This window comes from Gordonia ajococcus (genome assembly GCF_012974285.1).
GTDB lineage: Bacteria > Actinomycetota > Actinomycetes > Mycobacteriales > Mycobacteriaceae > Gordonia > Gordonia amicalis.
In genome coordinates, this window is sequence record NZ_CP052884.1 from 2,074,860 (window position 1) to 2,101,422 (window position 26,563).

Here is a 26,563-nt window from a genome sequence, read left to right on the forward strand (position 1 = left end):
CGGATCGAGATGAGCCCTGGAGGGAACCGACATGACCCCCGACACGAGTTACGTGTATGACGCGCACGCGTACCGCAGTTTCTTCGAGCACGAGTTCACCTATCTGAACGGTTTCCGCCGCAACGTCGCCCGCTACGGCGGCGAGGTGGCGATGATCGACCCCCTCGCCGAACGGCAGTGGACATACGCCGAACTCGGTTCGGCAGTGGACGAACTCGCGGCCGGTCTCGCCGATCGCGGGGTGACCGACGGCGCCGTGGTGGGCTATCAGTTGCTGAACGGCCCGGAGTTCGCGCAGCTCTACCTGGCGACCCAGGCGGCCGGAGCGGTCGGATCCCCGGTGAACTTCCGGCTCGCGGCGGGGGAGACGGCCGTCATCCTCGACATCAGCCGGCCGAAGGTCTACGTCTACGACACCAGTCTCAGCGCCACGGTCGACGAGGCCATCGGCCTCGCCGACCACACCCCGCGGCTGCTGGTCGGTGTGGGTGAGGGCGACCTCGTCGCCGGGTCGATCCGCTTCGACGATCTGCCGGTGGCCGGCGCTGTGCCACCGGCGGTCTCGCGCGGTGTCTTCGACGAGACCACCCGGTTGTACACCTCGGGGACGACCGGCATGCCCAAGGCGGTGCCGATGAACTCGGCCATCGAGATCTTCTCGGCGCACGACGTGATCATGCACTTCCCGCTGTCCCCGGACGACCGGACACTGAACATGACGCCGTGGTTCCATCGCGGCGGACTCTACTGCGCCGGTCCCAATCCGTCGTTCTACCTGGGTTCCACGGTCGTCCCGATGCGCACCTTCGATCCCGAGCTGACCCTCGACTGGGTGGAGAGATATCGATTGACCTTTCTCATCGGTGCGCCGACCAACCTGGCGATGCTTGCCGGCGCGCAGTCGGCGAACCCGCGCGATCTCTCCAGTCTGCGCGGCATCGTCACAATGGGGGCCCCGCTCGAACGCGAGGCGGCACTGCGTTACCAGCAGGTGCTCACCCCGCGGATCTTCAACGGCTACGGCAGCACCGAGGGATTCTGGAACACCTTTCTGCGACCCGACGATCTCCCCGAGCACGCCGGAACCGCCGGACGTGCGTGCATCGACGACGACGTCCGCGTGGTCCGGGTTCACGACGACGGGCATCTGGCGAGCCCGGACGAGGTCGTCGCACACGATGGTGCGGAAGTCGGTGAGGTCATCATCCGGTCGCCGAAATGCGCGGCCGCCTACTACGACTCCCCCCGGCAGGAGAAGGCCAAGTACAACGGCAGCTGGCTGCATATCGGTGATCTGGCCACCTGGGACGCCGATGAGTTCGTCACCATCGTCGGTCGTAAGGACGACATGCTGCTGTCCGGCGGCGAGAACGTCCACCCGGTTCAGGTCGAGGAAGCACTGAACGGCCATCCGGGCGTGGTCGACTCGCTCGTGGTCGGTGTCCCGGACGAACGGTGGGGAAGTCTCGTCGTCGCCTACGTCGTGCCCGCCGACGGGGCGGCCCCGACGCCGGAGGACCTCGACGCCTACTGTCGCTCGCACCCGATGCTGTCGAGCTTCAAACGTCCTCGCGCGTATCGCATCGTCGAGTCGCTCCCCGTCTCGGCGACCGGGAAGAAGTTGCACTACAAAGCCACCGAGTCCGCCGCGCGCGAGATGGCCGACGGCGCGTTCCGCGCACCGGCCCCCGACCGCGTCCACGGCTGACTCACCCCGAACGGAAGAATCGATGTCCTCACTCACGCACGACCTCGAACACAAGCACTTTCGCGAGACGGTCAGACGCTTTGTGGCCGAACAGATCACCCCCGTGCACACCGACTGGGAGAACGCCGGGCAATGGGATCGCGACCTCTTCGTCGAGGCGGGCAAGAACGGACTCCTGGGCTTCCCCGTGCCCGAACGGTTCGGTGGTCCCGGCGTCGACGACTTCCGGTACAACGCCATCCTGATCGACGAGGTGGCGCGCACCGGTGCCGCCGCCGAGGCCATCGCCTTCTCGTTGCAGAACGATGTCGTACTGCCGTACCTCACGGAGCTGACGACCGACGAGCAGAAGGCTCGCTGGCTGCCGGGGGTCGTCGGCGGCGACACCGTGCTGGGTATCGCGATGACCGAACCCGGTGCGGGCAGCGACCTGACCGGTATCCGCACCTCGGCGGTCCGCGACGGCGACCACTACGTGGTCAACGGCGCGAAGACCTTCATCTCCAACGGTCGCAACGGTGACCTCTTCGTCGTCGCCACCCGGACGGGGCCCGAGAAGCACAGGGGGCTCACGCTTCTCGTCGTCGAAGCGGACACGCCCGGGTTCGTCCGGGGCCGCCGACTCGACAAGATCGGACTGCACGCGCAGGACACCGGTGAGCTGTCCTTCGAGGACATGCGCGTCCCCGCGGCCAACCGTCTCGGCGGGGAGGGCGAAGGCTTCTATCAGCTCGTCCGCAACCTCCCGCAGGAGCGGTTGTCACTGGCCATCGGTGCTGTTGCGGCTGCCGAGGGCACCTTTGCGCGCACCCTGGAGTACGTGCAGGAGCGCACGGCATTCGGGTCGCCGATCTCGTCGTTCCAGAACACGCAGTTCGTCGCCGCCGAACTGGCGACCGAACTCGACATCGCCCGCACGTTCCTCGACGACTGCATCGCCGAACACATCGCCGGTCGGTTGACGCCGGCCCGCGCCGCGAAACTCAAATGGTGGGCCACCGAGCTGCAGGTGCGCACCGCCGACCGGTGCCTGCAACTGCACGGCGGCTACGGCTACATGCGTGAGTATCCGGTGTCGCGGGCGTTCGTCGACGCCCGCATCCAGACCATCTACGGCGGCACCACCGAGATCATGAAGACGATCGTCGCCAAGGACCTCGGGCTGTAGGACTTGTACAGTGACTCCAGCGCTGATTCGTCGAGGCGGTCGTGGGCCGGTCTCGATGAACACAGGCACGATTGGATCAGAAGGAAGTTAGTGGGATGGCGAAATCTGCGACGGCGAGGTCGTCGGCCGACCTGGCCGTCGAGGAAGCGGTGCGCGCGGTGCGTGTCTCCACCCGCCGCCGGCAGCTGCTCGACGCCGCCGTGAAGGTCATGCAACGCACCGGTTTTCACCAGATGTCGATGCAGGCACTCGCCGAGGAGGCCCAGGTCAGCGTCGGCCTGTTCTACAAGTACTTCGGTGGCAAGGAAGAGATCCTACTGGCCGCGATCGTCGACATCCTGGAGGCCTTCCGCGATCAGCTCCAGCCCGCCATGGACCGCGCCGGTGACGATCCCGTCGAGCAGTTGATCGCGGGTTTCCGTCAGTACGCGACCATCGTCGACGAGAACCGTGACGCCGTCGTGCTGACGTATCGGGAGAGCCGGACGCTCGACGCCGCTGGACGGGAGCGGATCAAGGAACTCGAGGTCGAGACCTCCGCACCGATGCGGGCGGCGGTCACCGCCGGGACGGCAGCCGGACTCATCGTCGACGTCGACGCCGACCTCGTGGTCTTCGACCTGATGATGCTCGCCCATGGATGGGCGCTCAAGCACTGGCATTTCGCGCCCGGGTACGACCTGGACCGGTACGTGTCGGCCCAGCTTCGGTTCGCCTTGCAGTCCCTCGTCGTCGAGGACGCCCTACCGACCTATCTCGCCCGGCTCTGAGGTCGCCCCTGCCCGTACCGGGGGGGTGAGTGCCCGCGCATAGCTGCCCATCGCGCGACCCGCGGCGAGGATCGGATCGGTGGAGCGCTGGGTCCGGGCGACGATGAACGCGCCCTCGAGTGCCGAGACCACCGCGTACATCAGCGAGCGGGCATCCGCGTCGGTCAGTCCGCGCGCGGCGAAGAGTGCGGTGCCGGCGTCGATCCACGCGGACATGACCTCGTCGGCGACCTCTCGGAGGGCGGGTTCGGCATCGGCGACCTCGCCGGCGACGGTCCCGACGGGGCACATGTTCAGCCAGCCACCCTGCTCGATGGTGTCCGCCGCGGCGACGAACGCCGCCTCGATTCCCTCCGCGGGGTCGTCGTACGGCGCGAGTAGCAAGCCGATCAACTCGCCGTAGGCGGCGCCCGATTGCCGGAGAGCGGCGGCCGCGACGTCGCGCTTACCACCGCCGAAGTGGTGATAGATCGATCCGATGGGGGCGTCGGCCGTCTCGACGACCTGTTTGATCCCGGTCGCCGCATAGCCCTGCCTGCGGAGGAGCTCGGCCATCGCCACCACGATGCGTTCGTCGGTCTTCACCCTGGCCATTCTAGAGCAGATATTCTAGAGTGATCGTTCTAGAGGCCGGTTGCGGTCTCCCGGCCGAGGTGAGGAGCGCGCGACATGACCCAGCTCAACCAGATGGGAAGCCCGCAGGCGGGTGCCGTCAAGAGAATCGAGACCCCGGCCGGGACGGTGGAGTACGCGGAGGACGGTGCGGGTCCACCGGTGGTCCTCCTGCACGGCCTGCTCATGGACCACACGGTGTGGGACGACGTGATCCCGTTGTTGCCGAAGGGTTTCCGCTACATCCGGCCGGTGCTCCCGCTCGGGTCTCACCGGATTCCGCTGCACGAGGATGCGGATCTCTCGATGGACGGGATGGTGGGTCTCGTCGCCGACGTTCTCGACGCCCTCGACCTGCGCGACGTGACCCTCGTCCATTCCGATTGGGGCGGCTCATTGTTCCTGACCGCGCTCGGCCGCGACGAGCGTGTCGCCCGCATGGTGATCCTGCCGTGTGAGGCCTTCGAGAACTTCCCGCCGGGACTTCCCGGCAAGATGGCAACGCTGGCCGTGCGCCTGCCCGGGGGCATCACCCTCGCCGCACGTCAGCTGCGGATCGGGTGGCTGCGACGACTGCCCATTCTCTGGGGCTGGATGATCAACAAGCCCGTCGACAACGAGCGGATGCGCCGATGGACCGACCCCGTCCTCGCCGACCCGCGCATCCGGCGGGACGTCACCAAATACGCGACCACATCGTTCGATCCCGCCGAGCTCGTTCGAAAGACGGAGGCGCTCAGGGGGTTCGACGGGGATGTGCTCGTGCTGTGGTCGCCCGACAACCGGGTGATGCCGCCGGCGCACGGCCCTCGGCTCGCCGAGCTGGCGCCGCGTGGCCGCTATGCCGAGATCCCCGGTGCGGCGGTGCTGTCGATGCTCGACGAGCCGGAAGCCGTCGCCCGCGAGATCGGCGCGTTTCTCACCGCGACCGCGTCCCGCGGATAGTCATGTCGACCGCGAGGGTCAGGAACCTTCGATCTTGAAGCCCACCTTCAGGGTGACCTGGAAGTGTGCGATCTGGCCGTCCTCGATGTGTCCGCGGGTCTCGGTCACCTCGAACCAGTCGAGATGATTGACCGTCTGCGACGCACGCGCGATCGCGTTCCGGATGGCGTCGTCGGTGCCGGTCGCGGCTGAACCGACCACCTCGATGACTCGATACACGTTGTCGGACAACGATTCTCCCTCCGTCGGCGCCGGTCCGGCCATGGATGACCGGACCGCCTCATGGGTGACCTCGTTTCTGTCTACCCCTAAGATGCGGGGAATGAACATCGAATCGGCAAACCGTGATCCCGGCGCGCGGTGTCCGTGTCTGTCCGGCTTGCCGTTCGGTGAATGCTGCGGGACCATCCTCGCCGGTGAGCGCGACGCGCCGACCGCCGAGGCGCTGATGAGATCGCGCTTCACCGCTTTCGCCCTCGGTGATCGAGATCACCTGCTGCTCAGCTGGCACCCCGACACGCGTCCCGACGATCTCGAACTCGACGATGCGATGCGGTGGTACCGCCTCGACATCGAATCGACGAACGGCGGATCGCCGTTCGACACCGAGGGCGAGGTCACCTTCACCGCGTACTACAAGACCGGTTCGGAGCGTGGCACGCTGCACGAACGCAGTCGCTTCACCCGACACGACGGGCGCTGGGTCTACCTCGACGGTGTCGTCGGCTGACTCAGGAGTCCACGTAATCCCAGAACTGGAGCCAGGTGACGTTCGCGAAGATCGCCAGGCATCCGACGTACACCAGCAGGATCACCCCGGCGCCGGCGAGATTGCTGCGGAGGCTGTTGCCGTCCACCGGATCCAGCCAGCGGCGGAACGGTTTCGCCGCCCACGGCATGAGCCACCACTGCATCAATCCGACGCTCACGACCTGACTCAGCCACAACGCCAGCCACGGCTGGGCTCCGATGCGGTCGAGAACCGGCCCGAGGAAACGGGACAGGACCATCACCGTCGGGTAGAGCACCAGCAGGACCATCATCGCCGACTTCCAGTTCGGCGTCTGGCGGATACGGCCGTGGTCGTTCCGCACGGTGGTGCCGAACGCGGTGGTGCTCGACATCGTCTCGAAGTCGTGGGTCAGACTCGAACGCAGTCCGGAGAGGGCGGCGCTGCGTTCGCGAGACGACACCCACGCCGAGAGTTGCCGGTCGGTACGGAACCGCAGCACCGACAACGCCGTCTCGCGGTCCTCGTCGACGAACAGTGACGTGCCCTCGTAACCGCTGAATTCTCCTGCGGCGCCGGTCAAGTCGCGCTGCGCGTCGATGAAAGCGTCGACCTTGCCCGACACGATGTCGTGGCGGAAGGCGCCGACGCCGGGCGGGGGCGGTACGCCGTCGACCAGTTCGAGCATCGGCGCCGATGCCATCCAACCGTGAACACGCCCGTCCCGCAGGATCTCGGCCCGCCGGGGGCTGTCGACCCAGCGGTCGCAGGCCTTCTCGTCGACGAAGGTCGCGGCCACCGCCGGTTCGAAACGGCCATCCGCAACGGTCGAGACACGCGCGCTCAGGCAGCCCTCGCTGTCGGCCGCCGACGCGGCGAGCAGTGCGGCCCAGTCGGCGAACCCGGTCTGTGAGACGGGGTGGAACACCGACACGGTCGTGATCACGGCATCAGAGGGAAACTCGCCGGCCCTGCACATGGACCTCGGCGATCGAGGATTCACGCAACCCCATGAGAAGTCCGAACAGTGTCTGGTCGCGGGCGAGGTCGTCGTCCTCGGCGCGGACCGCGTTCTCGAGCACTCCCTTGAGCGCGTCAGCCGGTTCGATGACGAGGAAGTCGGCTTCCTTGCCCTCGTCGAAGTTGCCGAAGCGGGCCTCCATGTCCAGAGCACGGGCGCCACCGAGGGTTCCGATGAACAGCATCTCGGCGGGATGCATCGACACCCCGGCGTCGCCGGGTTCGGTGATGTGCTGCTTGAACGCGTCGCCGAGCACCCGCGGGATGAGCCACTCGTCGCCGCCGCCGAAATCGGTTCCCGCCGAGATGTTCACCCCCGACGCGACAGCGCGCTTCCACGGCATGGTCCCCGAACCCAGGAACAGCTGCGACACGGGACAGTGGGAGATGGACGTACCGGTCTCGGCCATCCGGGCCAGTTCGACGTCCTGGCAGTGCACACTGTGGGCCAGGATCGTTCGTGGACCCAGAAGGCTCTTGCCCCCGACCTGGGAACCCGGGAGGAATTTGCCGTCGTAGGTGTCCAGGTATGAATCGACCTGGTAGACCTCCTTGGTGGTGTCGATCTCGCCCGTGCCCGGACGGTTGTTCTCGTTGAGGTGCGAGTGGACGTAGACGCCCAGATCGCGGTACTCGTCGTAGAGTTCGCCGAGATTGCGCAACGTCTCGGTGGTCACCGACAACGAGAATCGCGGGATGATCGCGACATGCAGCAGCGCGGTGCGGAAGTCGCCGGTGTCGGCAGCGTGCCACTTCTCGATCTCCGCCCGCGTCAGGCGGATCGCCTCCTCCTCGGAGGTGAGGAGGGGTTTGGCCGTGTCGCCGCCGACGGTTTGGATACCGCGACCGGCCACGATGCGCAGACCCGCCTTGCGGGTCTCGGTGAACAGCGAATCCTGCGCGTGGGGAAAGGCCGAACCGAACACCATCATCGCCGTGGTGCCGGCGGCGACGCGGCGTCTGGTGAACTCGACCGCCGCGGCCTGGGCGAACTCGGGATCGGCGAACTTCGATTCGGAGGGGAAGATGCAGAGGTTCAGCCATTCGAGAAGCTGTCCGCCGCCGTAGGAGTCACCCGCATAGGTCTGTGGGAAGTGGATGTGGGTGTCGACGAAGCCGGGGATCAGGTACCCGCCGGGATGATCGTGCTTCTCGGCCGACGCGAATTCGGTCGGTAGCCCGGACCGTTCGCCCGCGTACTTGATCTTCCCGTCATCCCCGACCACGAGAGCGCCGTCGGGGATCGACACCAGGGCGTCGACGGCCTCGGTGATCTTCGGACTTCCGGCCAGGTGGAAGATGTGGCCGTGATGGACGTGGTCGGTCATCGGTGCTCCTCGGATCGTGGGATGGGGTCGGGGGACAGCGGGCGGTCACCGAGGTGGGTCTCCAGCCGTGGCCCCGTCGTCCGTCGGCATGGTCCCGGCCCGATCACGGCAACGACCAGAACTCGACGGTGACGAGATAGAAGACGGCCACCCAGGCCGCGTTCAGGGCGACGATGAACAATCCGCCCTTCACGTCGGTGTGTGGTTGCGGGGCCTTGGTTTTCGGTCGCAGCCACCAACCGAGGACCCTGTTCACGTAGTACGGCATCGTCAGATAGCTCATCGCGAAGCTGGACAACAGGTTTCCGATCAGCATGCCCAGCCACAGGGGCATGCCCAGCGGAGCGGTCACCAGCGTCAGGAACACGACGGTCGGGTAGAGGCCCACCCACACCGCGACCGAGGTCTTGAAGTTGGACGGGGGCGGGGCGTCGGGGGCGCCGTGGGAGAACCAGTTGCCGAACGAGTGGTCGATCGTCTGCAAGGTGAACTCGCCGAACTCCGCCGCCTCCGCGAGCAGGGCACGTCGTTCCGACGACGTCAGCCACGCCTCGAGATGCTCGGCGGTGTCGAAGCGATACGACACCGTCCACTCGTCCTGCACCCCCTCGATGGGGCGGAACAGTTCGGAGCCGCGGAAGCCCGCGAAACGATGCTCGGCGTCGTCCACCCGTTTCTGCCAGGCGAGGAAATCGTCGACCTTGGCGTCGGCGACATGGTGGGTGATCACGACCGTGACCAGTGTGTCGGGTTCCTTGGCGTCGTGGGCGAGGACCTGTGCGGTGGCCGGGCCGTCCATGAGATCCGCGCCGGCGCGCACGTGTTCGAGACGGACACTGCTGTTCAGCCAGTCCTGGAGATGGCTGACGGAGTCGACGCCGTAGATGGTGAGCCATTCCGCATGGGTGTCCGTCGGAGGCCGCAACTCGACGCCGAGGAAGCCCGGAAAGCTCGCGGCGGCAGCAGAGATCGCCGTATGCCAGGTGCGAAACGATTCGTCCGCACCGGCGCGGACGCGCTGGCCGAAGATCAGCGTGGCGGCGCCGTCCGGGCCCCCGATAGGTCGGCTCGTGTCCGGATGGGAGGTCTCGTTGGTCATGGGCTACTCCGGCGGTCGGTACTCGTGGGCGCGCTAAAGGGGATGGACGCCCAGAACGCGGGCAGGGTCGACGCGATCGCGTAGTTCACGTAGGCGAGTGAGGTTCTCGCCGTAGGCAAGTGCGGTCTCGTGATCGGTCTCGTCGAAACCCGGCCGGACCTCGACGCCGTACACACCCAGGGTGTCCTCGGCGAGGACATCCAGAATGTACCGGGCCCAGCCGGTGCAGGAATCCTCATCCGAGTGGATTCCGGTGTCCGGGTCGTCGGACCAGATCGCGTTCAGCGGCACATTCCATTCGGCGCGACGCCCCCAGAATGCCGTGGCGCCCTCGGCGACATCGGCGAGCGCGCCGCCCGTGTGCTGGAAGTCGATGCGGCACGCCCGCGTCGGGGCGATGCCGATCCCCTCGGCGAGTTCGTCGGCGACGCCGGAGCGCAGTGTGGGGCCGAGGAAGACCGACTTGCCGTAGAAGTGCCCGTGATCGTCGACGGCTTGGGGGTCGGGCGGACTGATCGGCGGCGGATCGGCGCCATCCGGTCCGGGCAGTGCGAACTCGGGTAGTCCGTCGAGGTACCGGCCGACGGTCGTCGACCGGAAACGAGGCGGATGCGACGAGCCGTCGACGACCGCGTCGGTTGCCTCGCGCGCTTCGGCCAGATCCGCCGGCCGCGTACTGCGGCAGGCCGTGTACACGAGCATCGCCGGGTCACCGGTCGATCCGGGATACCCCAGGACAGCGCCCATGGTCGTATGCCGCGGAAGTGTCGGAGCAGTGTCGAAATAGGCTGGAAGAGCGTCGAGTTCGATCACCGCGCGGTCGACGTGGACCGGCCCCTGTTCGTGTGTCCGGATCACCGCGCGGGTGACCACGCCGAACGACGGGGCGCACCCCCGGACCGCCCACCAGAGGTCGGCGTCGACGCCGCCGCTGTCCTCGGAGAGTCGGACCACCTCGCCGTCGGGCAGGACCAGTTCGACCTCGACGAGATGATCCAGCGTCAGTCCGGTGCTCCGCGTGAGATACCCGACGCCCCCGCGGGTCACGAGGCCGAAACCGGCGAGGCCGACTATTCCCACCGGGATGACGCGGCCCTCCGCCGCCAGTGCATCGAGGACAGAGCCGACCGTGGCGCCGCCCTCCACCTCGACGTGTGCGCCACGAGGTCGAACACTCGTGAGATGTACGGACAGGTCGAGGAGGACGGCGGCGTCGTCGACGGAGTGGAACTCAGGCCGCCCCCGCGGACGGTGACGGTGCCGCCGCGGGCCGTGACCGTGCGCATCGTCATGGCCACGTCCGAGGTGTCCCGTGGATGAACCACGCAGGGCGGATGGCGCCGAGAGGCATCGGGAAAGAAGATGCGTCCCAACGAGTCCCGGTAGCCGACTGAACCGGGAAGATGGACCCGGCCGGGTAGGGCGACCTCGAGATGTGCGGTCATACCGTGATCGAGCGTTGTCATCGGCCGTCCCGGTCATTCGAGGTCGTCAGCGACGTTGGACGGCGTCAGTATGACCACGCACCCGCAACGCGCGCGCAGAAAGCCGTCGAAGTCGTCCCGTTTTCGTTGAACAGACCACAGGGTGGGTGACCTCCGGGAGCGTCCCGGGCGAAACCGCAACGGTGTCCACGTGCGGACCGGTTCACGTAGCGGCGTGCCGCGCGATCCAGTCGACGAGCGGGGTCGTCGCGCGCCAGTCCTTGCGGACCCGGTCGACGAGTGCCGGGGTGTGGATGACCTCGTCGAAGCCGTAGTCACGGCCGGCGAAGAGCGACTTGTGACGCAGAAGGTCGATGCGCGGATGATCGACGTCGTAGCCGCGTGGAGCGGTCTTCAACCGGTCGCCGCCGATCTCCCATCCGGCTCTGGTGAGCCTACGGACGAGTTTCTCCAGTTCGGGCCCGTGCCGGTCATGGTCGATGGCCTTGCGCAACTCGGCGAGCCGTGCCGGGGTGGCTTCGTAGAACCCGGCCCCGACGCGGACACCGGGAGCGCCGATCTGGATGTAGTAGCCGGTGGCCGGGGCCACGGCCACAAAAGCTCCCTGATGTGTCTTGTAAGGCGTCTTGTCCTTCGAGAACCGGACGTCGCGATACGGCCGGAACAGCTTGGCGGTGCCGAACTCGTCGGCGAGCTCCTCGGCGAGTGCCGACATCGGTTCCGCGACCGCCGTGCGATACGTCTCTTTGTGCTGCTCCCAGAAGAACTTCGAGTTGTCGATCTCGAGATCGTCGTAGAAGTCGAGGGCGGCTTCGGGAAATCCGTCGAAGCTCATGACATCACCATGCCGGCACTAGTCATCCGATAGTCCGTCCGAATCCGACGACGCCGCCGTCGGACCTCCAGTCCAGCTCGTGTACCCGGATCCTGCGCATCTCGTTGCCCCCGACCGTGGTCGCCTCGTCACCGTCGACCCCGACCACGATATTGGTGTGCTGGCCGAGTGCCGACGACCGGTCGTAGATCACGACGTCGCCCACGCGGGGCGTGTAGTCGCCGGCGGGTTCGAAGCGCCCGGTGTCCTGGAAGTACTCCTGCAGGGTGAACACTCCGGGGATTCGCCAGTGCCCCGAGTGGGGGTTGGCGAACGGGGTTCCGGCTTCGCGCATGATCCAGCTGACGAAGTTCGCGCACCACGGCTCGTCGACGCCTTCGGAATAGAACGTGCCCGGCCGCTGTGCAGCGTGCTCGGCACGGAGCAACTCCACGATCCGGTTCTGTGCCGGTGACAGCTGCGAGGCGTCCACCTGGGGAAATTCCGCGGTGTCCCACGGGAGCCACCGCTCGGGAACGGTGCGCCACGCGACCAGCCCGGCACCCAGGAGCAGGACCACGGCGACCACGACAGCCACGGCGAACGGCCGGCGTCGTCGACGTCGGGTGGGCTTTTCGTCGAGGTCGTGCGCGGCTTCGGGTGTCACCTCGACGAGTGTAGGGACCGCCCCGAGGTGGGGGTGCCATGGCGACCGACGTGTGTTGGCAGAATGACGGGCTGACGGGGGGACTGACAACGACAACGGGTGACGAGAACGAGGCAGAGGACAACATGGCGGACGAGTCGGGACACGAGCCGATCCTGCGTGCGGGTGACACCTGTCGGGAGATCGCCACCGCCGACCGCGTCGCCTGCATCGTCGACGCGGCGGACTACTTTCTGCACGCCAAGTCGGCACTGCTCCAGGCACGACGCCGGGTCATCCTGATCGGCTGGGACGTCGACACCCGGATCAGCCTCGATCCGCGGTCATCCGACCACGAGATCCCCGACCGGCTCGGCGACTTCCTCGAATGGCTCATCGAGCACCGGTCGGGCCTCGAGATCTACGTGCTGCGCTGGAGCACGGGTGCGTTCACCGGGATGCTTCGCGGGGTGGCGCCGCCGTTCGTCCAGGACCTCCTCACGGGGCGTCGTCTGCACTACCGGATCGATGCCGCGCATCCGGTGTCGGCCGCACACCACCAGAAGATCGCGGTCATCGACGACCAGTTCGCGTTCTGCGGCGGCATCGACATGACCGTGGACCGTTGGGACACCTCGGAACATCTGTCGCACAACGATTTCCGTCGCGACCCCGACGGTGAACCGCATGGTCCGTGGCACGACGTGACCGTCGCACTGGACGGGGATGCCGCACGCGTCGTCGCGAGTGTCGCCGTCGACCGGTGGGAGGCGGCGACCGGTGAGCGTCTGGCACCCCTCGTCGACACCGAGGGCCCCGACATCTGGCCGAAGGGTCTCGACGTGACGTTCGCGGACTGCGAGGTCGGGGTCGCCCGGACCATCCCTCATTACAACGACCGTCCGGAGATCGACGAGATCCGCCGGTTGTACCGGGCGGCCTTCGCCGCCGCCCGCCGCACGATCTACGTCGAGAGCCAGTATCTGGCCGCCCGCGAGATCGCGGAGGCCCTGGCCGAGCGACTCGCCGAACCCGACGGTCCGGAGATCGTCGTGGTCCTCCCACGCAACGCCGACAGCCCGGTGGAACGACTGGCCATGGACGGCGCACGCCACAAGCTGCTCCGGATGCTGTGGCGTGCCGACGTCCACGATCGGTTCCGTGCCTACTATCCGGTGACCTCGGAGGGTGACGAGATCTATGTGCACGCCAAGGTGCTCGTGGTCGACGACGTCCTGCTGCGCATCGGCTCGTCGAATCTCAACAACCGGTCGCTGGGCTTCGACAGTGAATGCGACGTGGCCATCGAGGCACGCCGCGACGACCCCGACGACGCGGGACTTCGCGACACCATCACATCGATGCGTACCCGGCTGCTGTCGGAACATCTCGACGTCGATGCCGAGGTCTTCGACGACACCGTGCGCGAGAAGCAGTCGCTGATCGGGGCGATCGAGTCGCTGGCCACCCCGGGCCGCACGCTCGAACTGTTCGACCGCGACGTGATCGACGACGAGGCATCGATCATCGCCGAGAACGAACTCGTCGACCCGGAGGGTGCGCGCACTCCGCTGGTCGAGCGGATCTACCGCGGGGTGATCCGGCGCGGGGTCGGAAAACGACTGCCGCGCTGAGGGTTTCCTCAGTCGGAGAGCCGCGCGGTCTCGATGGCCGGAGCGATGATCTCGGCGAGATCCGCCGCGACGTCGCGATCGCCTTCCGGCGGCATCGCGACATAGCTCAGCGCCATGCGGGTGATGGCGCGCGCGATGCGTTCGATGTCGGAGTCGGGCATCGACAACCACGTCGACTCGCGGAACGCCTGGGAGAGCCGGTCGCCGGCCGTGGCGATGATCGGTGCCGCATCCGTCGTGATGAGTTTCATCAGATCCGGTTTCGCCTCGCCGGAGAGCAGCGACGCGATCAGGGGATCGGTGGCGACGCCGGTGAAGTACTCGGTGAACGCGGTGCGCAGCGCGCCGGTCACGTCGTCGACGTGCTCGGCGAGGGAGTCGGCGACATGGCCGGCGAAACGGCTCGCCAGCCGGACCGCATATCCCTGGGCGAGTCCGTACCTCGACCCGAACTCGTTGTAGACGGTCTGCCGGCTGACACCGGTGGCGGCGGCGACGTCCGACATCCGTACCGCCGACCAGTCCCGGTCCATCAGCAGATCGTGCAACCCGTCGAGCAGAGAGTTACGCAGCAGCGTCTTGCTGTCCTGGGCGTAGTTACGCGTCGTCATCCCGCCGCGCCGACCGGCTCCAGCGTCTTCTCGATCTCGGTACGGAGTGCACGGCCGGCACCGCCGCGACCCATGCACACCGCGCCGACGAGGCGTTCGTCGGCGAAACAGCGGACGGTGGTGGCGAACCCGTCGGCGCAGGTGCCCGTCCCCGTGCTGGTGTCGAGGTCCACGTCGAACCGGTCGGCCATGGTCGGCCACCCGACCATCTGGATGTTGCTGCTGTACTGCATCGACCATGCGAGCGGGACGCGCGGGACGGGGGTCGAGGGACCGGTGGCGAGGCCGAGATCGGCGGCGATGGTCATGGCCACCAGTTTGCCGTGCTCGGTCGCGGTCAGCCACTGCTCGGCCCGCATCGGCTCACCCGTCAGCGGATGGGGCCGTGCTGCGACGTCGCCGGCGGCATAGATCCGGGGTGTCGAGGTGCGCAGCGTCTCGTCGACGACGATGCCCGCGGGGCTCACCGACAGACCCGCCGCCTCCGCGAGGGCGGTATCTGGTTGCATCCCGATGGCGCTGATCACGGTTCCGGTCAGCCGGGTGCCGTCTGCCAGCGTCACCGCGTCGGTCTCGGCGGCAGTGATCCGGGCGTCGGTGACGACCCGCACGCCGCGATCCCGATGCAGGGCGGCGACGGCCTCCGCAACGCTGTCCGGGACCACCCGCGACAGCAACGACGCGGCGGCCTCGAGAACGGTGATCTGTCCGGCGGAGTCCACCCGCTGCTCGGAGGACGACACTGCGGCGGCGATCTCCAGGCCGATCAGTCCACCGCCGACGATGACGACCGGACCCGAGTCGATCCGGGCACGGAGACGTTCGACGTCGCGGCGAGTGCGCAGCGACAGGAGGTCCGGCGACGCGCCGGGCAGTTGGCGCGCCGTGCCGCCGGTCGCGAGGACGAGCGCGTCATAGCCGACCGCCGAACCATCGGCGAGTCCGACGGTTCGGGACACGGCGTCGATGCCGGTGACCCGGACGGACGGCACGATGTGGATGCCGCGCTCCTCCCAGTACCCCGAGGGCCGCAGGGTGATCTTGGGATCGGAGAGGTCCCCGTCGAGGATGCCCTTGCTGAGCGCGGTGCGTCGGTAGGGGAGGTGGGGTTCCTCGCCGAAGACGGTGATCGTCCCGTCGAACCCGTTGGCCCGCAGGGTTTCCGCTGCCGTGATGCCCGCGACCCCGGTCCCGACGATCACCACCGATGGGGGGTGGGCGGGCCCGGAGTTCACGGGCGGGCCACCTCGACCATCTCGAAATCTGCCTTCGCGGCACCGCAGTCGGGGCAGCTCCAGTCGTCGGGGATGTCGTCCCAGCGGGTCCCCGGCTCGATGCCGTCCTCCGGCCACCCGAGCTCTTCGTCGTATTCGAATCCGCAGACCTCGCAGCGGAACAGCTTGAACTTCACTTCGCCACCTCTTCGAAATCGATCTTCTCGCGGACGCCGCAGTCCGGACACGCCCAGTCGTCGGGGATGTCGGACCACGCGGTGCCGGCCGGGAATCCCTCACGGGGTGCGCCGGCCGCCTGGTCGTAGACGAAATCACAGACCGGGCAACGGTAGGCGCTCATCGGTCGCCGTCCTTCCCGGCGACACCGTGCGCGGCGAGGATGCGTTCACGACGATGCGGCGCGACGTTGACGAGCTCGATGTCGCCGTCGTAGTGGTCGAGGACCCGCTTGTCCATCACCGCACGCCAGATGGGTGGGAAGTAGGCGAGCGTGATCATGCTGGCGTACCCGCTCGGCAGGTTCGGCGCACCGTCGAAGCTGCGCAGCGTCTGGTAGCGGCGGGTGGGGTTGGCATGGTGATCACTGTGTCGCTGAAGGTGATACAGGAAGATGTTCGTGCAGATGTGGTCGGAGTTCCAGCTGTGCTCCGGGGTGCAGCGCTCATAGCGGCCGGTCTTGGTCTTCTGGCGCATCAGACCATAGTGCTCGAGGTAGTTGACGGTCTCGAGGAGCGAGAACCCGTAGACGGCCTGGATGACGAGGAACGGCAGGATCTGCCACCCGAACACCGCCGCGAGCACACCCCACAGCACGATCGACATGGCCCAGGCGTTGAGGACGTCGTTGCTCGGATGCCAGAACGGCTTGCCGACACGGTCGAGTCGCTTGCGCTCCAGCTCGATCGACGACTTCAGGCTGCCCCACACACTCCGCGGCAGGAATCGCCAGAAGGTCTCACCGAAACGCGAGCTCGCCGGGTCCTCGGGGGTGGCGACACGGACGTGATGTCCGCGGTTGTGCTCGATGTAGAAGTGACCGTAGAAGGTCTGAGCGAGCGTGATCTTCGACAGCCACCGCTCGAGATCGTCCTTCTTGTGGCCGAGTTCGTGTGCGGTGTTGATGCCGATACCGCCCATCACGCCGATCGACAGGGCGAGACCGATTTTGGAGGCGAGGCCCAATCCGCCGTCGATGCCGAGCCAGCTGAGATCGTCGGCAGTCCACAGATAACAGGCCATGACGAGGCTGGCGATCTGGAACGGGATGTAGATGTAGGTGCACCAGCGGTAGTACTTGTCGTTCTCCAGCTGCTCCATCAGCTCTTCCGGCGGATTCGAGCCGTCGGGGCCGAAGAAGACGTCCAGGATGGGCAGCAGGACATAGACCAGCATGGGTCCGATCCACCACCAGACGGGGGACACGGCGTCGAAACCGTGGCCGATCGCGTTGAAGGCGGCGACGAATGCCATCGCCAGGAAGACCGACGTCGGCGGGATGAGGCCGAGCAGCCAGAGGTGGCGCTTCTTGTCGCGCCATTCCAGGGGCGGGGTGCCGGGGGTGGATTCGAGCGGTGCGGTACTCATGCACGCTCCTCTCACGAGAAGGACTGTGACTTGCCGCACTAGACACTAACCGAGACAATGTACGTTGTCTAGACAAAACCGATGGTTTGTAAAGTAGTCTCTCGGAAAGAAGATCCCTCGCGCGTTTCTGTCGGGGGAGGGCGCGAGGGATCTTCCTGGGGGAACTCCGGGACGGCGGGGGAAGGCCGCATCCGGAATCGAGGGGGTTCTACCCCTCGGTCATGGGGTGTTGATCCAATTCAGGATCGACTGGGCGGCAGCGGGATCGCCGTTGCCGATACCGATGGCCGCACCGATGGCGGCGCCGACCCCGGCGCCCCAGATGCATCCGACGATGACCAGACAGCCGATGATCAGACCGGCGAGCGCGCCGACCGCGGTCGTCACGTTGCCACCGCGGTTCCAGCCGTTGGTGATGTGCCAGATCATCTGCTGATATGCGCGGTCCTTCTTCGCCGACGCCGGGCGGACACCGGCGGCGATCGCTGCCCGGGCCTCCGGTGTGAGGAGCGGGGTGAAGGTCGCCTGGGTGCGATCTGCGCTGACCCGCGTCTGTAACGGCACATTCACCCCGTTCAGCGGGAGTGCCAGGGCGACACGCTCGAGCGTTCGGCCGTTGAGATCGACGACGCGGATCTCGTCGCCGGCGGCGACGAATGTGGCGTTCTTCAGGGCGGAGGAGATGGATGTGCCGTCCGCGGATGCCACCGACAGATGTGACGGCGCCGCCGGCGCGGGCGTTCCGTGAGCGGTGCCGAACGACACCGTGAGCATCGCGACAGCCAACGTCGTGACGCTGAGAAGGCGGAAACGTCTCATCGTTGATCTCCACTTCGTCTGCGTGGCGACAGGTCGCCGTCGCCTCCGGTGACCACATTCAGGCCGTCTGCTGCCGGTCCGAGCGCATTGTCGGGTTCAAGCGGTGTGATTCTTGCATCGGCTCACGACCATGTGTGCTCTGTCCCGCGGCCATTGGTACGAACGGATGACAACGGTGACCCCGATCACACCGCGTCCTACCATGGACGAGTGGGTTTCGTCGTCCCGCCCGACGCCTACGGGCGCTTCATGGGCCGTTATGCCGACCCTCTCGCCGAGGTCTTCGCGACCTTCGCGGAGGTCGGTGCCGACGCGCGTGTCCTCGACGTCGGGTGTGGCCCGGGGGCGCTGACCGCCCATGTGCTGTCGCGAGGGGCCGCAGTCACCGCGATCGATCCGTCCCCGCCGTTCGTCGACGCGATCCACCAGCGATTCCCCGATGTCGACGTGCGTCGTGGGACGGCCGAGGAATTGCCGTACGACGCCGACGAATTCACCCACGCCCTCGCGCAGTTGGTGGTCCACTTCATGACCGACCCGGTTCGCGGCATCACGCAGATGGCGCGGGTGACCCGGCCGGAGGGGATCGTCGCGGCATGTGTGTGGGACGGACCCAGCGGAGCGCTCGCGCCCTTCTGGGATGCGGTGCACGTTCTCGATCCCGACGCCCAGGACGAGGCGCTCCTCTCCGGCGCCCACCGCGGTCACCTCACCGAACTGTTCGAGACGGCCGGGCTGCGGAACGTCACCGAGGAACCGATCACCGTCGACGTGGTGCACCCGACCTTTCCGGAGTGGTGGGAGCCCTACACTCTCGGCGTCGGTCCTGCGGGCGAGTACGTGACGACGCTCGGCGCCGGTGCCCGAACCGAACTCGAAACGGTCGCGCGTGGTCGTCTGGGCGACGGGCCGTTCACCGTCTCGGCCACCGCGTGGGCCGCTCGCGGGACGGTATGAGCCCGGGCTGGGTCAGTCGGCGGCCGACGGCCGTATACCCGCAGCAGGATGGTGAAGTTCCGGTACGGATCACAGCCTCGACACGGATTTCGCCCCCAGCGTTCGGAGAACGCGAACCAACTGCTCACCTCCGTCGGCCACCGAGCCGTCGTTGACGATGACGACGTCGCCCGGACGATGTGGCGCCGGGTCGGGACGGGACAGGCGCGCCGTCACGTCGCTATCGGACTCTCGTCCTCGACCCCGCAGGCGGCGCTCCCGGACGTCGTCGGAGACGGTCACCCGGACGACCACCAGCCGCGCGTACCTGGTCGCCAACTCGTCGATGACGGATCGCGAAACGTTCACCACCGCGACCCGGCCGCTCCGCACCGTGTCGTCGATATCGGCCGGAATCCCGTAGCGCAGGCCATGCGCCACCCAGTGCGCCGCGAAGTCTCGACGTGCACAGGCTGCGTCGAACTCCGCGTCGGTGACCGGCCGATGATCCTCGCCGGGGCCGGCGGGCCGGGTGATCACCCGCCGCGGAAAATACGCGTCGCAGCGCTCGGTGGCGTAGTCCATCAGCGAGTCCTTGCCGACGCCGCTGGCGCCCACCACCGCGACGAACGCGCCGGGACCGAGTGGCGTGCTCACGTCACGCGGGTCCCGGCTCGGTAGACGCCTCGGACGACGGGGACGTCCACGCCGCGGGGATGACGTGGCGTGGGCGACGACGAATGCGGACGCACCCGCACCAGATCGGCACGCTTGTTCACCGCGATCTCGCCGCGGTCGTCGAAGCCGACGGCGCGTGCGGGGTTGCCGCTCACCAGTTTCACGCCCGCCACCAGGTCGAGCGAGCCCTCGGCGGCGAGCTGGAACACCGCCTGCAGTGGGCTCGCCGGTACGTAGTCCGACGACAGGATGTGCAGAAGCCCGCGTTCCAGGAGGTCGCTGGCGGCCACGTTGCCGGACTGGCTTCCACCGCGCGCGATGTTGGGAGCCCCCATCACCACCCGGAGACCGTGGCGGGTGGCACTCTCGGCCGCGACGATCGTGGTCGGGAACTCGGAGATGTGCACTCCCAGGCCGATCGACTCCTCGACGTGTTCGACGGTGGCGTCGTCGTGTGCGGCGAGCGTGATCCCCCGTTCGGCCGCGAGTGTGGCGATCGTCTTCCGGTTCAGGTCGGCATATCGCTCGGACTGTTCGACCCGTTCGGCGATGTAGCTGTCCATGTCCTCGAGTGCGATCAGATGCTTGCCCGAGTAGTACTTCTTGAACTGCTCGACATCGGCGAACTGTCGCTGCCCCGGCGCATGGTCCATCAACGAGGCGAGTCGGACGTGGGGGTCGTCGGCGAATCGGCTGAAGGCATCGACGCAGTCGGCGGCCGACACCTCGCAGCGGAGATGGATCGCGTGGTCGGCACGCAGCAGCCCGGCGTCGGCCGCCTGCGTCACCGCATCGGCGAGGCGATGCGCGGCGGTCGCGGCCCGGTCGGCCGACTCCGACTCGGAACCGATGCGGACGGCGTCGAGGACCGTGGTGGCGCCGGCCGCGGCCATCTGGGCGTCGTGGGCCAGCACCGCGGGCAACGGATCCCAGAAGACACCCGGTCGCGGTGCGAAGTGGTACTCGAGGTGATCGGTGTGGACCTCGACCACACCGGGAATCAGGTAGTCGCCGTCGAGGTCTTCTCCGGCCGACGGAGCGGAGCGCTGCGGACTGATGTCGGCGATCACGCCGTCCCGGATCAGAACGCTGCCGTGCAGGATCTGATCGTCGAGGACGATCCGGGCGTTGGAGAGGACCGTTTCGCTGCTCATCGTGTGATTCCTCTCTGGGCTGTCTGGGCTGTCTGGGCTGTCTGGGCGCTCGCGCCGGGATGACGGGATGCAGGTGCGACGGGTTCCGGCCGTGCCGTCCCGAAGGTCATGGGATGAACCGAATGAAGACGAAACGGTGCGCCCGGTGTCTCCTGGATCAGCACCGTCAACACGTCGAGGGGGATGTCGTGGCCGAGTACATCGGCGAACCACGACTGCAACACCCCACCGACTTCCGACCGCCGGTCGTCGGGAATCCGGTCGGTAAGCGTGAGGTGGAAGCGGAACTCGTCCAGTACGTACGGATAACCCCAGCGCTCGAGGAGCTCTCGTTGTCTCGGCGTCAGCGCGTCGGGGTTTCGGCGCGCACGATCCTCGTCGGTCAACGGCGCACGGAACGTGTCGAGACCGGTGACGACTGCGTCGGCCACCGAGCGCAACGGCTGGTCATCGACCCCCGGAACCAGCGCGAAGAACGATTCGAGCCGGCCCAGACGCAGACGAGGGATCGACACGGCCGGGGTGCGTGCCGCCAGATCGGCCACCGCGCAGGCCAACTCGTCCAGCGACCGGCCGGCGGCGAGACGGAACGGCGGCTTCAGTGTCCCGTGGAAACCGTACGAACGTGCGGCGACGGTGATCGCGTCGACCTCGTCGCGCACCCACCCGCTGGGCGCACACGGCGGTACGGCGCGGCCGTCGATCGCGCGACCCAGCCACTTCTCGGCATGTTCCCGGAGCCGGGCCGCGCGCGCGTCGGCCTCCGAGGACCCCCGGCCGAATCCCGGTGCCGCGTAGACCGCGGCACGCCACACGGTCATCTCGCGGTACCCGCGATCGGTGACGAACCGACACCGCCCGCTGGCGGGGTGAAGGAGGCGACGTCGATCAGTCGGTCGGCGACGGCTTCACGGACGTGTGCGTCATGGAAGATGCCGAGCATTGCGGTTCCGCGGGAACACTTCTCGCGGAGCAGGTCGATCACCACGTCGCGGTTGTGGGCATCCAGGGATGCCGTCGGCTCGTCGAGGAGGAGCAACGGCAGGTCCGGGAGGAACCCGCGCGCGATGTTGACCCGTTGCTGTTCGCCGCCGGAGAAGGTGGCCGGCGGCAATCCCCAGAGACGTTCGGGGATGCTGAGACGGGTCAACAGAGCGGCGGCCCGCTCTTCGGCGACGGTGGCGTCGACGCCGCGCTCGAGGAGCGGTTCGGCGACGACCTGGAGGGTCGGGACCCGCGGGACGCAGCGCAGGAACTGGCTGACGTAGCCGACCTGATCACGTCGCGCGGTGAGGATCTCGCGGGGGTCGACCCCGGCGAGATCCACGGTTCCCCGACCGGTGTGCAGCACGATCCGGCCGCGGTCCACGCCGTAGTTGCCGTAGACCATCTTCAGGATCGAACTCTTGCCGGCACCGGACGCACCGTCGAGGACGACACATTCGCCGGCGAACACCTGGAATTCGAGTCCGGTCAGCACCGGGAGCTCGACCCCGCCCTGCAGATGCATGACGAATCGTTTGTCGACTCCGGACACGTCGAGAACGGCGACGCCGCGTCCGGATGGGTCCGAAGACGTTGCCGAGGAACGGCTTTCGGTGGTGGGGAGCATGGTCATCCTTGCAGGATCGACGAGACGAGGAGTTGGGTGTAAGGAGCATGGGGGTCGTCGAGAACGCGGTCGGTGAGCCCTGATTCGACGACGCGGCCGTCCTTCATGACCACCGTGCGATGCGACAGCAACCGTGCGACCGCCAGATCGTGCGTCACGATCACGACGGCCAGCCCGAGATCGGCGACGAGCCGGCGGAGCAGGTCCAGCAACCGGGCCTGCACGGAGACGTCGAGACCGCTGGTCGGTTCGTCCATGAACACCAACCGCGGGGCGACGACCAGATTGCGGGCGATCTGCAGACGCTGGCGCATCCCGCCGGAGAAGTCGGCCGGCGCGTCGTCGATGCGGTCCACGGGGATCTCCACCCGTTCCAGCCACTGGGCCGCGGTGTGCCGGATCCGGCCGTAGTGGCGGTGCCCGGTGGCCATGAGCGGTTCCCCGATGTTGCCGCCGGCGCTGACGTGCATGCGCAGGCCGTCGGCGGGGTTCTGATGGACGAAGCCCCATTCGGTGCGCCACAGGTGCCGTACCGCGCTCTCGCTGAGCGCGGCGAGGTCGACGACCTCGCCGTCGGCCAGACGATAGTGGATCTCGCCCTCCGACAGCGACAGTCGCTGCGACAGCGTGCCGAGCAACGTCGACTTGCCCGAGCCCGATTCGCCGACGACGGCCAGGACCTCGCCCGGCCACAGGTCGAAATCGACGTCGCGGCAACCATACCGATGTCCGTAGCGATGCCCGGCCCCGCGGACGGTCAACAGGGGTGCGTCGTCGTTCATGCTCCGACCTCCTCGTCGGTTCGGATGGCGTTGCGTTCACAGTGATCGGTGTCGGAGCACACGAACATGGCGGTGCCGGAGTCGTCGGTGATCACCTCGTCGAGGTAGACCCCGACGGATCCGCAGATGGCGCACGGCCGGTCGAAACGTTGCGGTTCGAACGGATGGTCCTCGAAGCCCAGGCTCTCCACCGAGGTGAACGGCGGGACGGCGTAGATCCGCTTCTCGCGGCCGGCGCCGAAGAGCTGCAGCGCCGGGTTCATGTGCATCTTGGGATTGTCGAAGCTGGGAATCGGCGAGGGCGACATGAGATATCGGCCGTTGACCAGTACCGGGTAGTCGTAGGTGGTGGCGATGTGCCCGAAGGAGGCGATGTCCTCGTAGAGCTTGACGTACATCAGCCCGTAGTCCTCTAGGGCATGAAGCCTGCTGGTCTCGGTTTCCCGGGGCTCGAGGAACCGCAGCGGCTCGGGGATGGGCACCTGGTAGACGAGGATCTGTCCGGCGCGCAACGGGGTCTCGGGGATGCGGTGCCGGGTCTGGATGACCGTGGCGTCCTCGGTGACGGTGGTGGTGGCGACGCCGGACACCTCGGCGAAGAAGGTCCGGATGGATACCGCATTGGTGGTGTCGTCGGCACCCTGGTCGATGACCTTCAACACGTCGTCGCCGCCGAGAACCGCCGCGGTCACCTGGACGCCGCCGGTGCCCCAGCCACGCGGCATCGGCACCTCTCGCGAGGCGAACGGGACCTGGAAGCCCGGCACGGCAACCGCTTTCAACAGCGAACGACGAATCATCCGCTTGGTCTGTTCATCCAGATAGCCGATGTTGTAGCCGATGGATGTGACGCTCATGATGCCTCCGGGTCGAGCTCACGGGTGGATGTGTCGGCCGGGTCGTCGGCGACGCGCGCCACCCGACGGCGGAAGTCGTCGTGGAGCTGCCGGACGAGGACGAGCTCGGCCTGGAAGTCCACGTAGTGCGGGAGTTTCAGATGCTCGACGAAGCCCGTCGCGGCCACGTTGTCGGCGTGACTGATGACGAACTCCTCGTCCTGAGCGGGCGCGACGATGCGTTCGGCGAACTCGTCGGTCCGCAGGGCCCGGTCGACCAGCGACATCGACATGGCCTTGCGTTCACCTCGACCGAATGCCAGTCCGTAACCACGGGTGAACTGGGCGGGTGAATCGGCACTTCCGGTGAACTGGTTGATCATCTGACATTCGGTGATCTCGACACGACCCAGCGGAACCGCGAATCCCAGTTCGGGCGCGACGAATTCGACCTCGACCTCGCCGACGCGGATCTCGCCGGCGAATGGGTGCGTCCGGCCGTACCCGCGCTGAGTGGAATAGCCCAGCGACAGCAGGAACCCTTCGTCGCCGCGTGCGAGGGCCTGCAGACGACCGGCTCGGGACATCGGGAACGTGGTCGGATCGCGGGTGATGTCCACGGGTTCGGGGTCGTGCGGGTCCGGATCGGCGTCCTCGATGAGGTCGCCCCCGGCGAGAAGATCGGTGACCCGGGGCATGTGGACGTCCTCGGTGAGCGTCGCCGCCTCCGGACCGTCGGTGTCGCGATCGATGAACAACCGATGCGTGTAGTCGAAGGTTGCGCCGAGCTGCTGCCCGCCGGGCAGATCCTTGAACGTGGCCGACACCCGACGCTGTGGCGGCAGGGAAGCGGTGTCGACGGGTTCGGAATAGCCGAACCGGGGGAGAGTGGTCCGGTAGGACCGGACCAGGGTGATGGCCTCGAGTGCATCGCCCTGGGCCTGCACGATGGCGCGGCCCGCGAGTTCGGGGTCGTAGAGCGACCCCTCGCTCATCACCCGGGAGACCAGGACGCCGAGTTGATCGGCGATCTGGGCGGGCTCGAGCGCGGGCCGGCCGGCGTCGCCGCGTCCTTGCTTGGCCAGCAGGGCATGGGCGTTGGCGATGGCGCGTTCACCGCCTTTCACCGCTACATACATCAGACCTCCTGGGGGTCGAGTCGAGTCGTGCGAGGCAGCCCGGCCACGGTGTTCCCGGTGACGAGCACGAGGTCGACGCCGCGGGGGAAGAGGGTCGTGTTGCGGTGCCACTGCGCGGCGAAATCGTCGAACCCAGTCGGCACCTCGACGGCCTGGGCGGTCTCGATGCCCGGCCCGCGTCCGGCGAAACGGGTCGTCGGTGCGTCGGCGGGGACGGCGAGCAGGACTGTCGCCGACTGATGTGGCGCCTCGTCGGTACCGGCGTCGAGGGTGTCGAGGCGCGGGATCGACGCGGGATCGGTGGCGAGGATGAACTGGGCTTCGGCGGGGTCGTCGATCAGCCGGACACCGGTGTGGAAGGTCAGCCAGGTGCGGATCGTCGGTGTCGAGGACAGTTCCGGTGCGAGCCAGACGGTGCAGTCGTCGTCGAGGAGGGTCAGGGCGAGCGCCCCCAGTGCGGGACCGAGGGGCAGCGGGGCCGCAGGTGTGCCGGCGACGGGGAATCGCCGTCCGGGATGTGCCAGGGCGTCGAGTACGGCGCGGAACGCCGCCTGGGATTCCCTGGTCGGATCGTCGAAACCGGGTGCGGGAACGAGAGTGTCCGCGGAGACGGTCGGCGGTGTGGGGGTCATTCGTGCTCCCTGGAGATGTTGAAGAAGTCCACGAGTGTGCTGCGGGCTTCGGCGCGGCGGGTGGTGTCGCGCTCTTCGGCTGCCTTCCGCATCGGTTCGATGACCTCGGCGAGAACCCGTGGACGCTGGGTGTCGTCGCAGAGGAGAGCGTCGAAACATGCGGCGGCACGGGCATGGTCGAGGTCGGTGCCCAGGATGTAGGCCGAGCCCACGGCGTCGGCGGTCAGCGGTCCCCCGCTGAGGCGGACCGTTGCGCGGGTCACCGTGGCCTCACCGAGGTTGAAACGGTTGCCGACCGAGTCGATCCGGGCGCGGAGCATCAGCAGGCCGGCCTCGGGGCCGCGGATCTGCTGCACGGTGGGTTTGGGTTCCCACTGTTGCCACGCGGTGTCCACCTCGGCTGGGGGTGCCGATGCCAGAGTGCGCATCCAGTTCTGTCGCGGGGTGAGCGCGGGGTCCGCGTCGGTGCGAGGTGTCGTCGCAGTCATCGGTCCTCCGGTGTGTTGATTCGGTGAGAGGTGAGAGTCGGTGGGGGGGTGGAGCGGTTCTGCAGTAGTTGTCTAGATCAGTAGACAACTTGATGGTGGTCGGTGTCGGCCACCAACTCGGTGACGTGGGATGGCGGT

At 67.5% G+C, this 26,563-nt stretch carries 31 protein-coding genes; 8 read left to right on the forward strand and 23 right to left on the reverse strand.

Going from position 1 to position 26,563, the window contains the following annotated elements:
- Positions 1-31: 31 nt before the first annotated feature.
- The 3 genes from GAA2_RS09470 (at position 32) to GAA2_RS09480 (ending at position 3,646) form a co-directional block, all read left to right on the forward strand.
- Positions 32-1,708 carry a class I adenylate-forming enzyme family protein gene (locus tag GAA2_RS09470; RefSeq protein ID WP_159405635.1) on the forward strand — a complete coding sequence of 559 codons (1,677 nt, stop codon included), beginning with the start codon at positions 32-34 and terminating at the stop codon, positions 1,706-1,708.
- A gap of 22 nt (positions 1,709-1,730) precedes the next feature.
- Complete coding sequence (locus GAA2_RS09475; RefSeq protein WP_159405636.1) at positions 1,731-2,876, forward strand: acyl-CoA dehydrogenase family protein; 1,146 nt, start codon at positions 1,731-1,733, stop codon at positions 2,874-2,876.
- Positions 2,877-2,971: 95 nt separating this feature from the next.
- Positions 2,972-3,646 (forward strand): TetR/AcrR family transcriptional regulator, encoded by a 675-nt coding sequence (locus tag GAA2_RS09480; protein ID WP_024497900.1) that lies wholly within the window; start codon positions 2,972-2,974, stop codon positions 3,644-3,646.
- Here the strand turns inward: GAA2_RS09480 and GAA2_RS09485 are convergent.
- Positions 3,620-4,240, reverse strand: a complete 621-nt coding sequence (locus tag GAA2_RS09485; RefSeq protein WP_159405637.1) for a TetR/AcrR family transcriptional regulator — start codon at positions 4,238-4,240, stop codon at positions 3,620-3,622. The genes GAA2_RS09480 and GAA2_RS09485 overlap by 27 nt on opposite strands.
- Positions 4,241-4,315: 75 nt before the next feature.
- Here GAA2_RS09485 and GAA2_RS09490 point away from each other — a divergent pair, with 75 nt between their 5' ends.
- Positions 4,316-5,203 carry an alpha/beta fold hydrolase gene (locus GAA2_RS09490; RefSeq protein WP_159405638.1) on the forward strand — a complete coding sequence of 296 codons (888 nt, stop codon included), beginning with the start codon at positions 4,316-4,318 and terminating at the stop codon, positions 5,201-5,203.
- Between the two features lie 18 nt (positions 5,204-5,221).
- On the opposite strand, the gene GAA2_RS09495 is transcribed toward GAA2_RS09490, so the two are convergent.
- On the reverse strand, positions 5,222-5,434 hold the full coding sequence (locus GAA2_RS09495; protein ID WP_006867659.1) for a dodecin: 213 nt from the start codon (positions 5,432-5,434) through the stop codon (positions 5,222-5,224).
- A 91-nt stretch (positions 5,435-5,525) separates the two neighbouring features.
- Here GAA2_RS09495 and GAA2_RS09500 point away from each other — a divergent pair, with 91 nt between their 5' ends.
- The gene (locus GAA2_RS09500) at positions 5,526-5,933 is read left to right on the forward strand and encodes a YchJ family protein (protein ID WP_024497904.1); all 408 of its coding nucleotides are present in this window, start codon (positions 5,526-5,528) and stop codon (positions 5,931-5,933) included.
- A gap of 1 nt (position 5,934) precedes the next feature.
- On the opposite strand, the gene GAA2_RS09505 is transcribed toward GAA2_RS09500, so the two are convergent.
- The 4 genes from GAA2_RS09505 to GAA2_RS09520 form a co-directional block, all read right to left on the reverse strand.
- Positions 5,935-6,879 (reverse strand): hypothetical protein, encoded by a 945-nt coding sequence (locus GAA2_RS09505; RefSeq protein ID WP_024497905.1) that lies wholly within the window; start codon positions 6,877-6,879, stop codon positions 5,935-5,937.
- A 4-nt stretch (positions 6,880-6,883) separates the two neighbouring features.
- Positions 6,884-8,281, reverse strand: a complete 1,398-nt coding sequence (locus tag GAA2_RS09510) for an amidohydrolase family protein (RefSeq protein WP_191834914.1) — start codon at positions 8,279-8,281, stop codon at positions 6,884-6,886.
- Positions 8,282-8,384: 103 nt separating this feature from the next.
- Positions 8,385-9,380: an antibiotic biosynthesis monooxygenase gene (locus GAA2_RS09515; protein ID WP_006437837.1), complete on the reverse strand. Its 996-nt coding sequence runs from the start codon at positions 9,378-9,380 to the stop codon at positions 8,385-8,387.
- Positions 9,381-9,413: 33 nt separating this feature from the next.
- The gene (locus GAA2_RS09520; RefSeq protein WP_248664831.1) at positions 9,414-10,574 is read right to left on the reverse strand and encodes an FAD-binding oxidoreductase; all 1,161 of its coding nucleotides are present in this window, start codon (positions 10,572-10,574) and stop codon (positions 9,414-9,416) included.
- Between GAA2_RS09520 and GAA2_RS23145 the strand changes: the two genes are divergently transcribed.
- Positions 10,563-10,700 (forward strand): hypothetical protein, encoded by a 138-nt coding sequence (locus GAA2_RS23145; protein ID WP_248664855.1) that lies wholly within the window; start codon positions 10,563-10,565, stop codon positions 10,698-10,700. The two genes, GAA2_RS09520 and GAA2_RS23145, sit on opposite strands and share 12 nt — an antisense overlap.
- Before the next feature lie 327 nt (positions 10,701-11,027).
- Here the strand turns inward: GAA2_RS23145 and GAA2_RS09525 are convergent, their stop codons facing one another.
- Complete coding sequence (locus GAA2_RS09525) at positions 11,028-11,660, reverse strand: DUF2461 domain-containing protein (RefSeq protein WP_191834915.1); 633 nt, start codon at positions 11,658-11,660, stop codon at positions 11,028-11,030.
- A gap of 22 nt (positions 11,661-11,682) precedes the next feature.
- Entirely contained in the window at positions 11,683-12,306 is a 624-nt protein-coding gene (locus tag GAA2_RS09530) for a CHAP domain-containing protein (RefSeq protein WP_159405641.1), read from the reverse strand.
- Between the two features lie 125 nt (positions 12,307-12,431).
- Between GAA2_RS09530 and GAA2_RS09535 the strand changes: the two genes are divergently transcribed.
- The gene (locus GAA2_RS09535) at positions 12,432-13,919 is read left to right on the forward strand and encodes a phospholipase D-like domain-containing protein (RefSeq protein WP_024499786.1); all 1,488 of its coding nucleotides are present in this window, start codon (positions 12,432-12,434) and stop codon (positions 13,917-13,919) included.
- An 8-nt stretch (positions 13,920-13,927) separates the two neighbouring features.
- Here the strand turns inward: GAA2_RS09535 and GAA2_RS09540 are convergent, their stop codons facing one another.
- The 6 genes from GAA2_RS09540 to GAA2_RS09565 form a co-directional block, all read right to left on the reverse strand.
- Positions 13,928-14,530, reverse strand: a complete 603-nt coding sequence (locus GAA2_RS09540) for a TetR family transcriptional regulator (protein ID WP_024499787.1) — start codon at positions 14,528-14,530, stop codon at positions 13,928-13,930.
- Complete coding sequence (locus tag GAA2_RS09545) at positions 14,527-15,765, reverse strand: NAD(P)/FAD-dependent oxidoreductase (protein WP_159405642.1); 1,239 nt, start codon at positions 15,763-15,765, stop codon at positions 14,527-14,529. Before GAA2_RS09545 ends, GAA2_RS09540 begins: the two co-directional genes overlap by 4 nt.
- The gene (locus GAA2_RS09550; RefSeq protein WP_006437844.1) at positions 15,762-15,941 is read right to left on the reverse strand and encodes a rubredoxin; all 180 of its coding nucleotides are present in this window, start codon (positions 15,939-15,941) and stop codon (positions 15,762-15,764) included. The genes GAA2_RS09545 and GAA2_RS09550 overlap by 4 nt, the downstream gene beginning before the upstream one ends.
- Entirely contained in the window at positions 15,938-16,105 is a 168-nt protein-coding gene (locus GAA2_RS09555) for a rubredoxin (RefSeq protein ID WP_024499789.1), read from the reverse strand. The genes GAA2_RS09550 and GAA2_RS09555 overlap by 4 nt, the downstream gene beginning before the upstream one ends.
- Entirely contained in the window at positions 16,102-17,349 is a 1,248-nt protein-coding gene (locus GAA2_RS09560) for an alkane 1-monooxygenase (protein WP_159405643.1), read from the reverse strand. The genes GAA2_RS09555 and GAA2_RS09560 overlap by 4 nt, the downstream gene beginning before the upstream one ends.
- Positions 17,350-17,568: 219 nt before the next feature.
- On the reverse strand, positions 17,569-18,168 hold the full coding sequence (locus GAA2_RS09565) for a hypothetical protein (protein ID WP_159405644.1): 600 nt from the start codon (positions 18,166-18,168) through the stop codon (positions 17,569-17,571).
- 210 nt (positions 18,169-18,378) lie between these two features.
- On the opposite strand from GAA2_RS09565, the gene GAA2_RS09570 reads away from it, so the two are divergent.
- A complete protein-coding gene (locus tag GAA2_RS09570) occupies positions 18,379-19,125 on the forward strand; it encodes a class I SAM-dependent methyltransferase (protein ID WP_159405645.1) in 747 nt (248 codons plus the stop codon).
- Positions 19,126-19,194: 69 nt separating this feature from the next.
- On the opposite strand, the gene phnN is transcribed toward GAA2_RS09570, so the two are convergent.
- The 9 genes from phnN to phnG are packed head-to-tail and all read right to left on the reverse strand — an operon-like array spanning position 19,195 to position 26,425.
- Positions 19,195-19,761: a phosphonate metabolism protein/1,5-bisphosphokinase (PRPP-forming) PhnN gene (gene phnN / locus GAA2_RS09575; RefSeq protein WP_159405646.1), complete on the reverse strand. Its 567-nt coding sequence runs from the start codon at positions 19,759-19,761 to the stop codon at positions 19,195-19,197.
- On the reverse strand, positions 19,758-20,936 hold the full coding sequence (locus GAA2_RS09580; protein WP_159405647.1) for an alpha-D-ribose 1-methylphosphonate 5-triphosphate diphosphatase: 1,179 nt from the start codon (positions 20,934-20,936) through the stop codon (positions 19,758-19,760). The genes phnN and GAA2_RS09580 overlap by 4 nt, the downstream gene beginning before the upstream one ends.
- Positions 20,933-21,757 carry a DUF1045 domain-containing protein gene (locus GAA2_RS09585; protein ID WP_159405648.1) on the reverse strand — a complete coding sequence of 275 codons (825 nt, stop codon included), beginning with the start codon at positions 21,755-21,757 and terminating at the stop codon, positions 20,933-20,935. The genes GAA2_RS09580 and GAA2_RS09585 overlap by 4 nt, the downstream gene beginning before the upstream one ends.
- A complete protein-coding gene (gene phnL / locus GAA2_RS09590) occupies positions 21,754-22,554 on the reverse strand; it encodes a phosphonate C-P lyase system protein PhnL (RefSeq protein ID WP_236577689.1) in 801 nt (266 codons plus the stop codon). Before phnL ends, GAA2_RS09585 begins: the two co-directional genes overlap by 4 nt.
- Entirely contained in the window at positions 22,551-23,330 is a 780-nt protein-coding gene (phnK, locus tag GAA2_RS09595; protein WP_159405649.1) for a phosphonate C-P lyase system protein PhnK, read from the reverse strand. The genes phnL and phnK overlap by 4 nt, the downstream gene beginning before the upstream one ends.
- Positions 23,327-24,187: an alpha-D-ribose 1-methylphosphonate 5-phosphate C-P-lyase PhnJ gene (locus GAA2_RS09600; RefSeq protein WP_159405650.1), complete on the reverse strand. Its 861-nt coding sequence runs from the start codon at positions 24,185-24,187 to the stop codon at positions 23,327-23,329. Before GAA2_RS09600 ends, phnK begins: the two co-directional genes overlap by 4 nt.
- Entirely contained in the window at positions 24,184-25,305 is a 1,122-nt protein-coding gene (locus GAA2_RS09605) for a carbon-phosphorus lyase complex subunit PhnI (protein ID WP_159405651.1), read from the reverse strand. The genes GAA2_RS09600 and GAA2_RS09605 overlap by 4 nt, the downstream gene beginning before the upstream one ends.
- On the reverse strand, positions 25,305-25,937 hold the full coding sequence (gene phnH, locus GAA2_RS09610; RefSeq protein WP_159405652.1) for a phosphonate C-P lyase system protein PhnH: 633 nt from the start codon (positions 25,935-25,937) through the stop codon (positions 25,305-25,307). Before phnH ends, GAA2_RS09605 begins: the two co-directional genes overlap by 1 nt.
- Positions 25,934-26,425 (reverse strand): phosphonate C-P lyase system protein PhnG, encoded by a 492-nt coding sequence (phnG, locus tag GAA2_RS09615; protein WP_191834916.1) that lies wholly within the window; start codon positions 26,423-26,425, stop codon positions 25,934-25,936. The genes phnH and phnG overlap by 4 nt, the downstream gene beginning before the upstream one ends.
- Between the last annotated feature and the right edge of the window lie 138 nt (positions 26,426-26,563).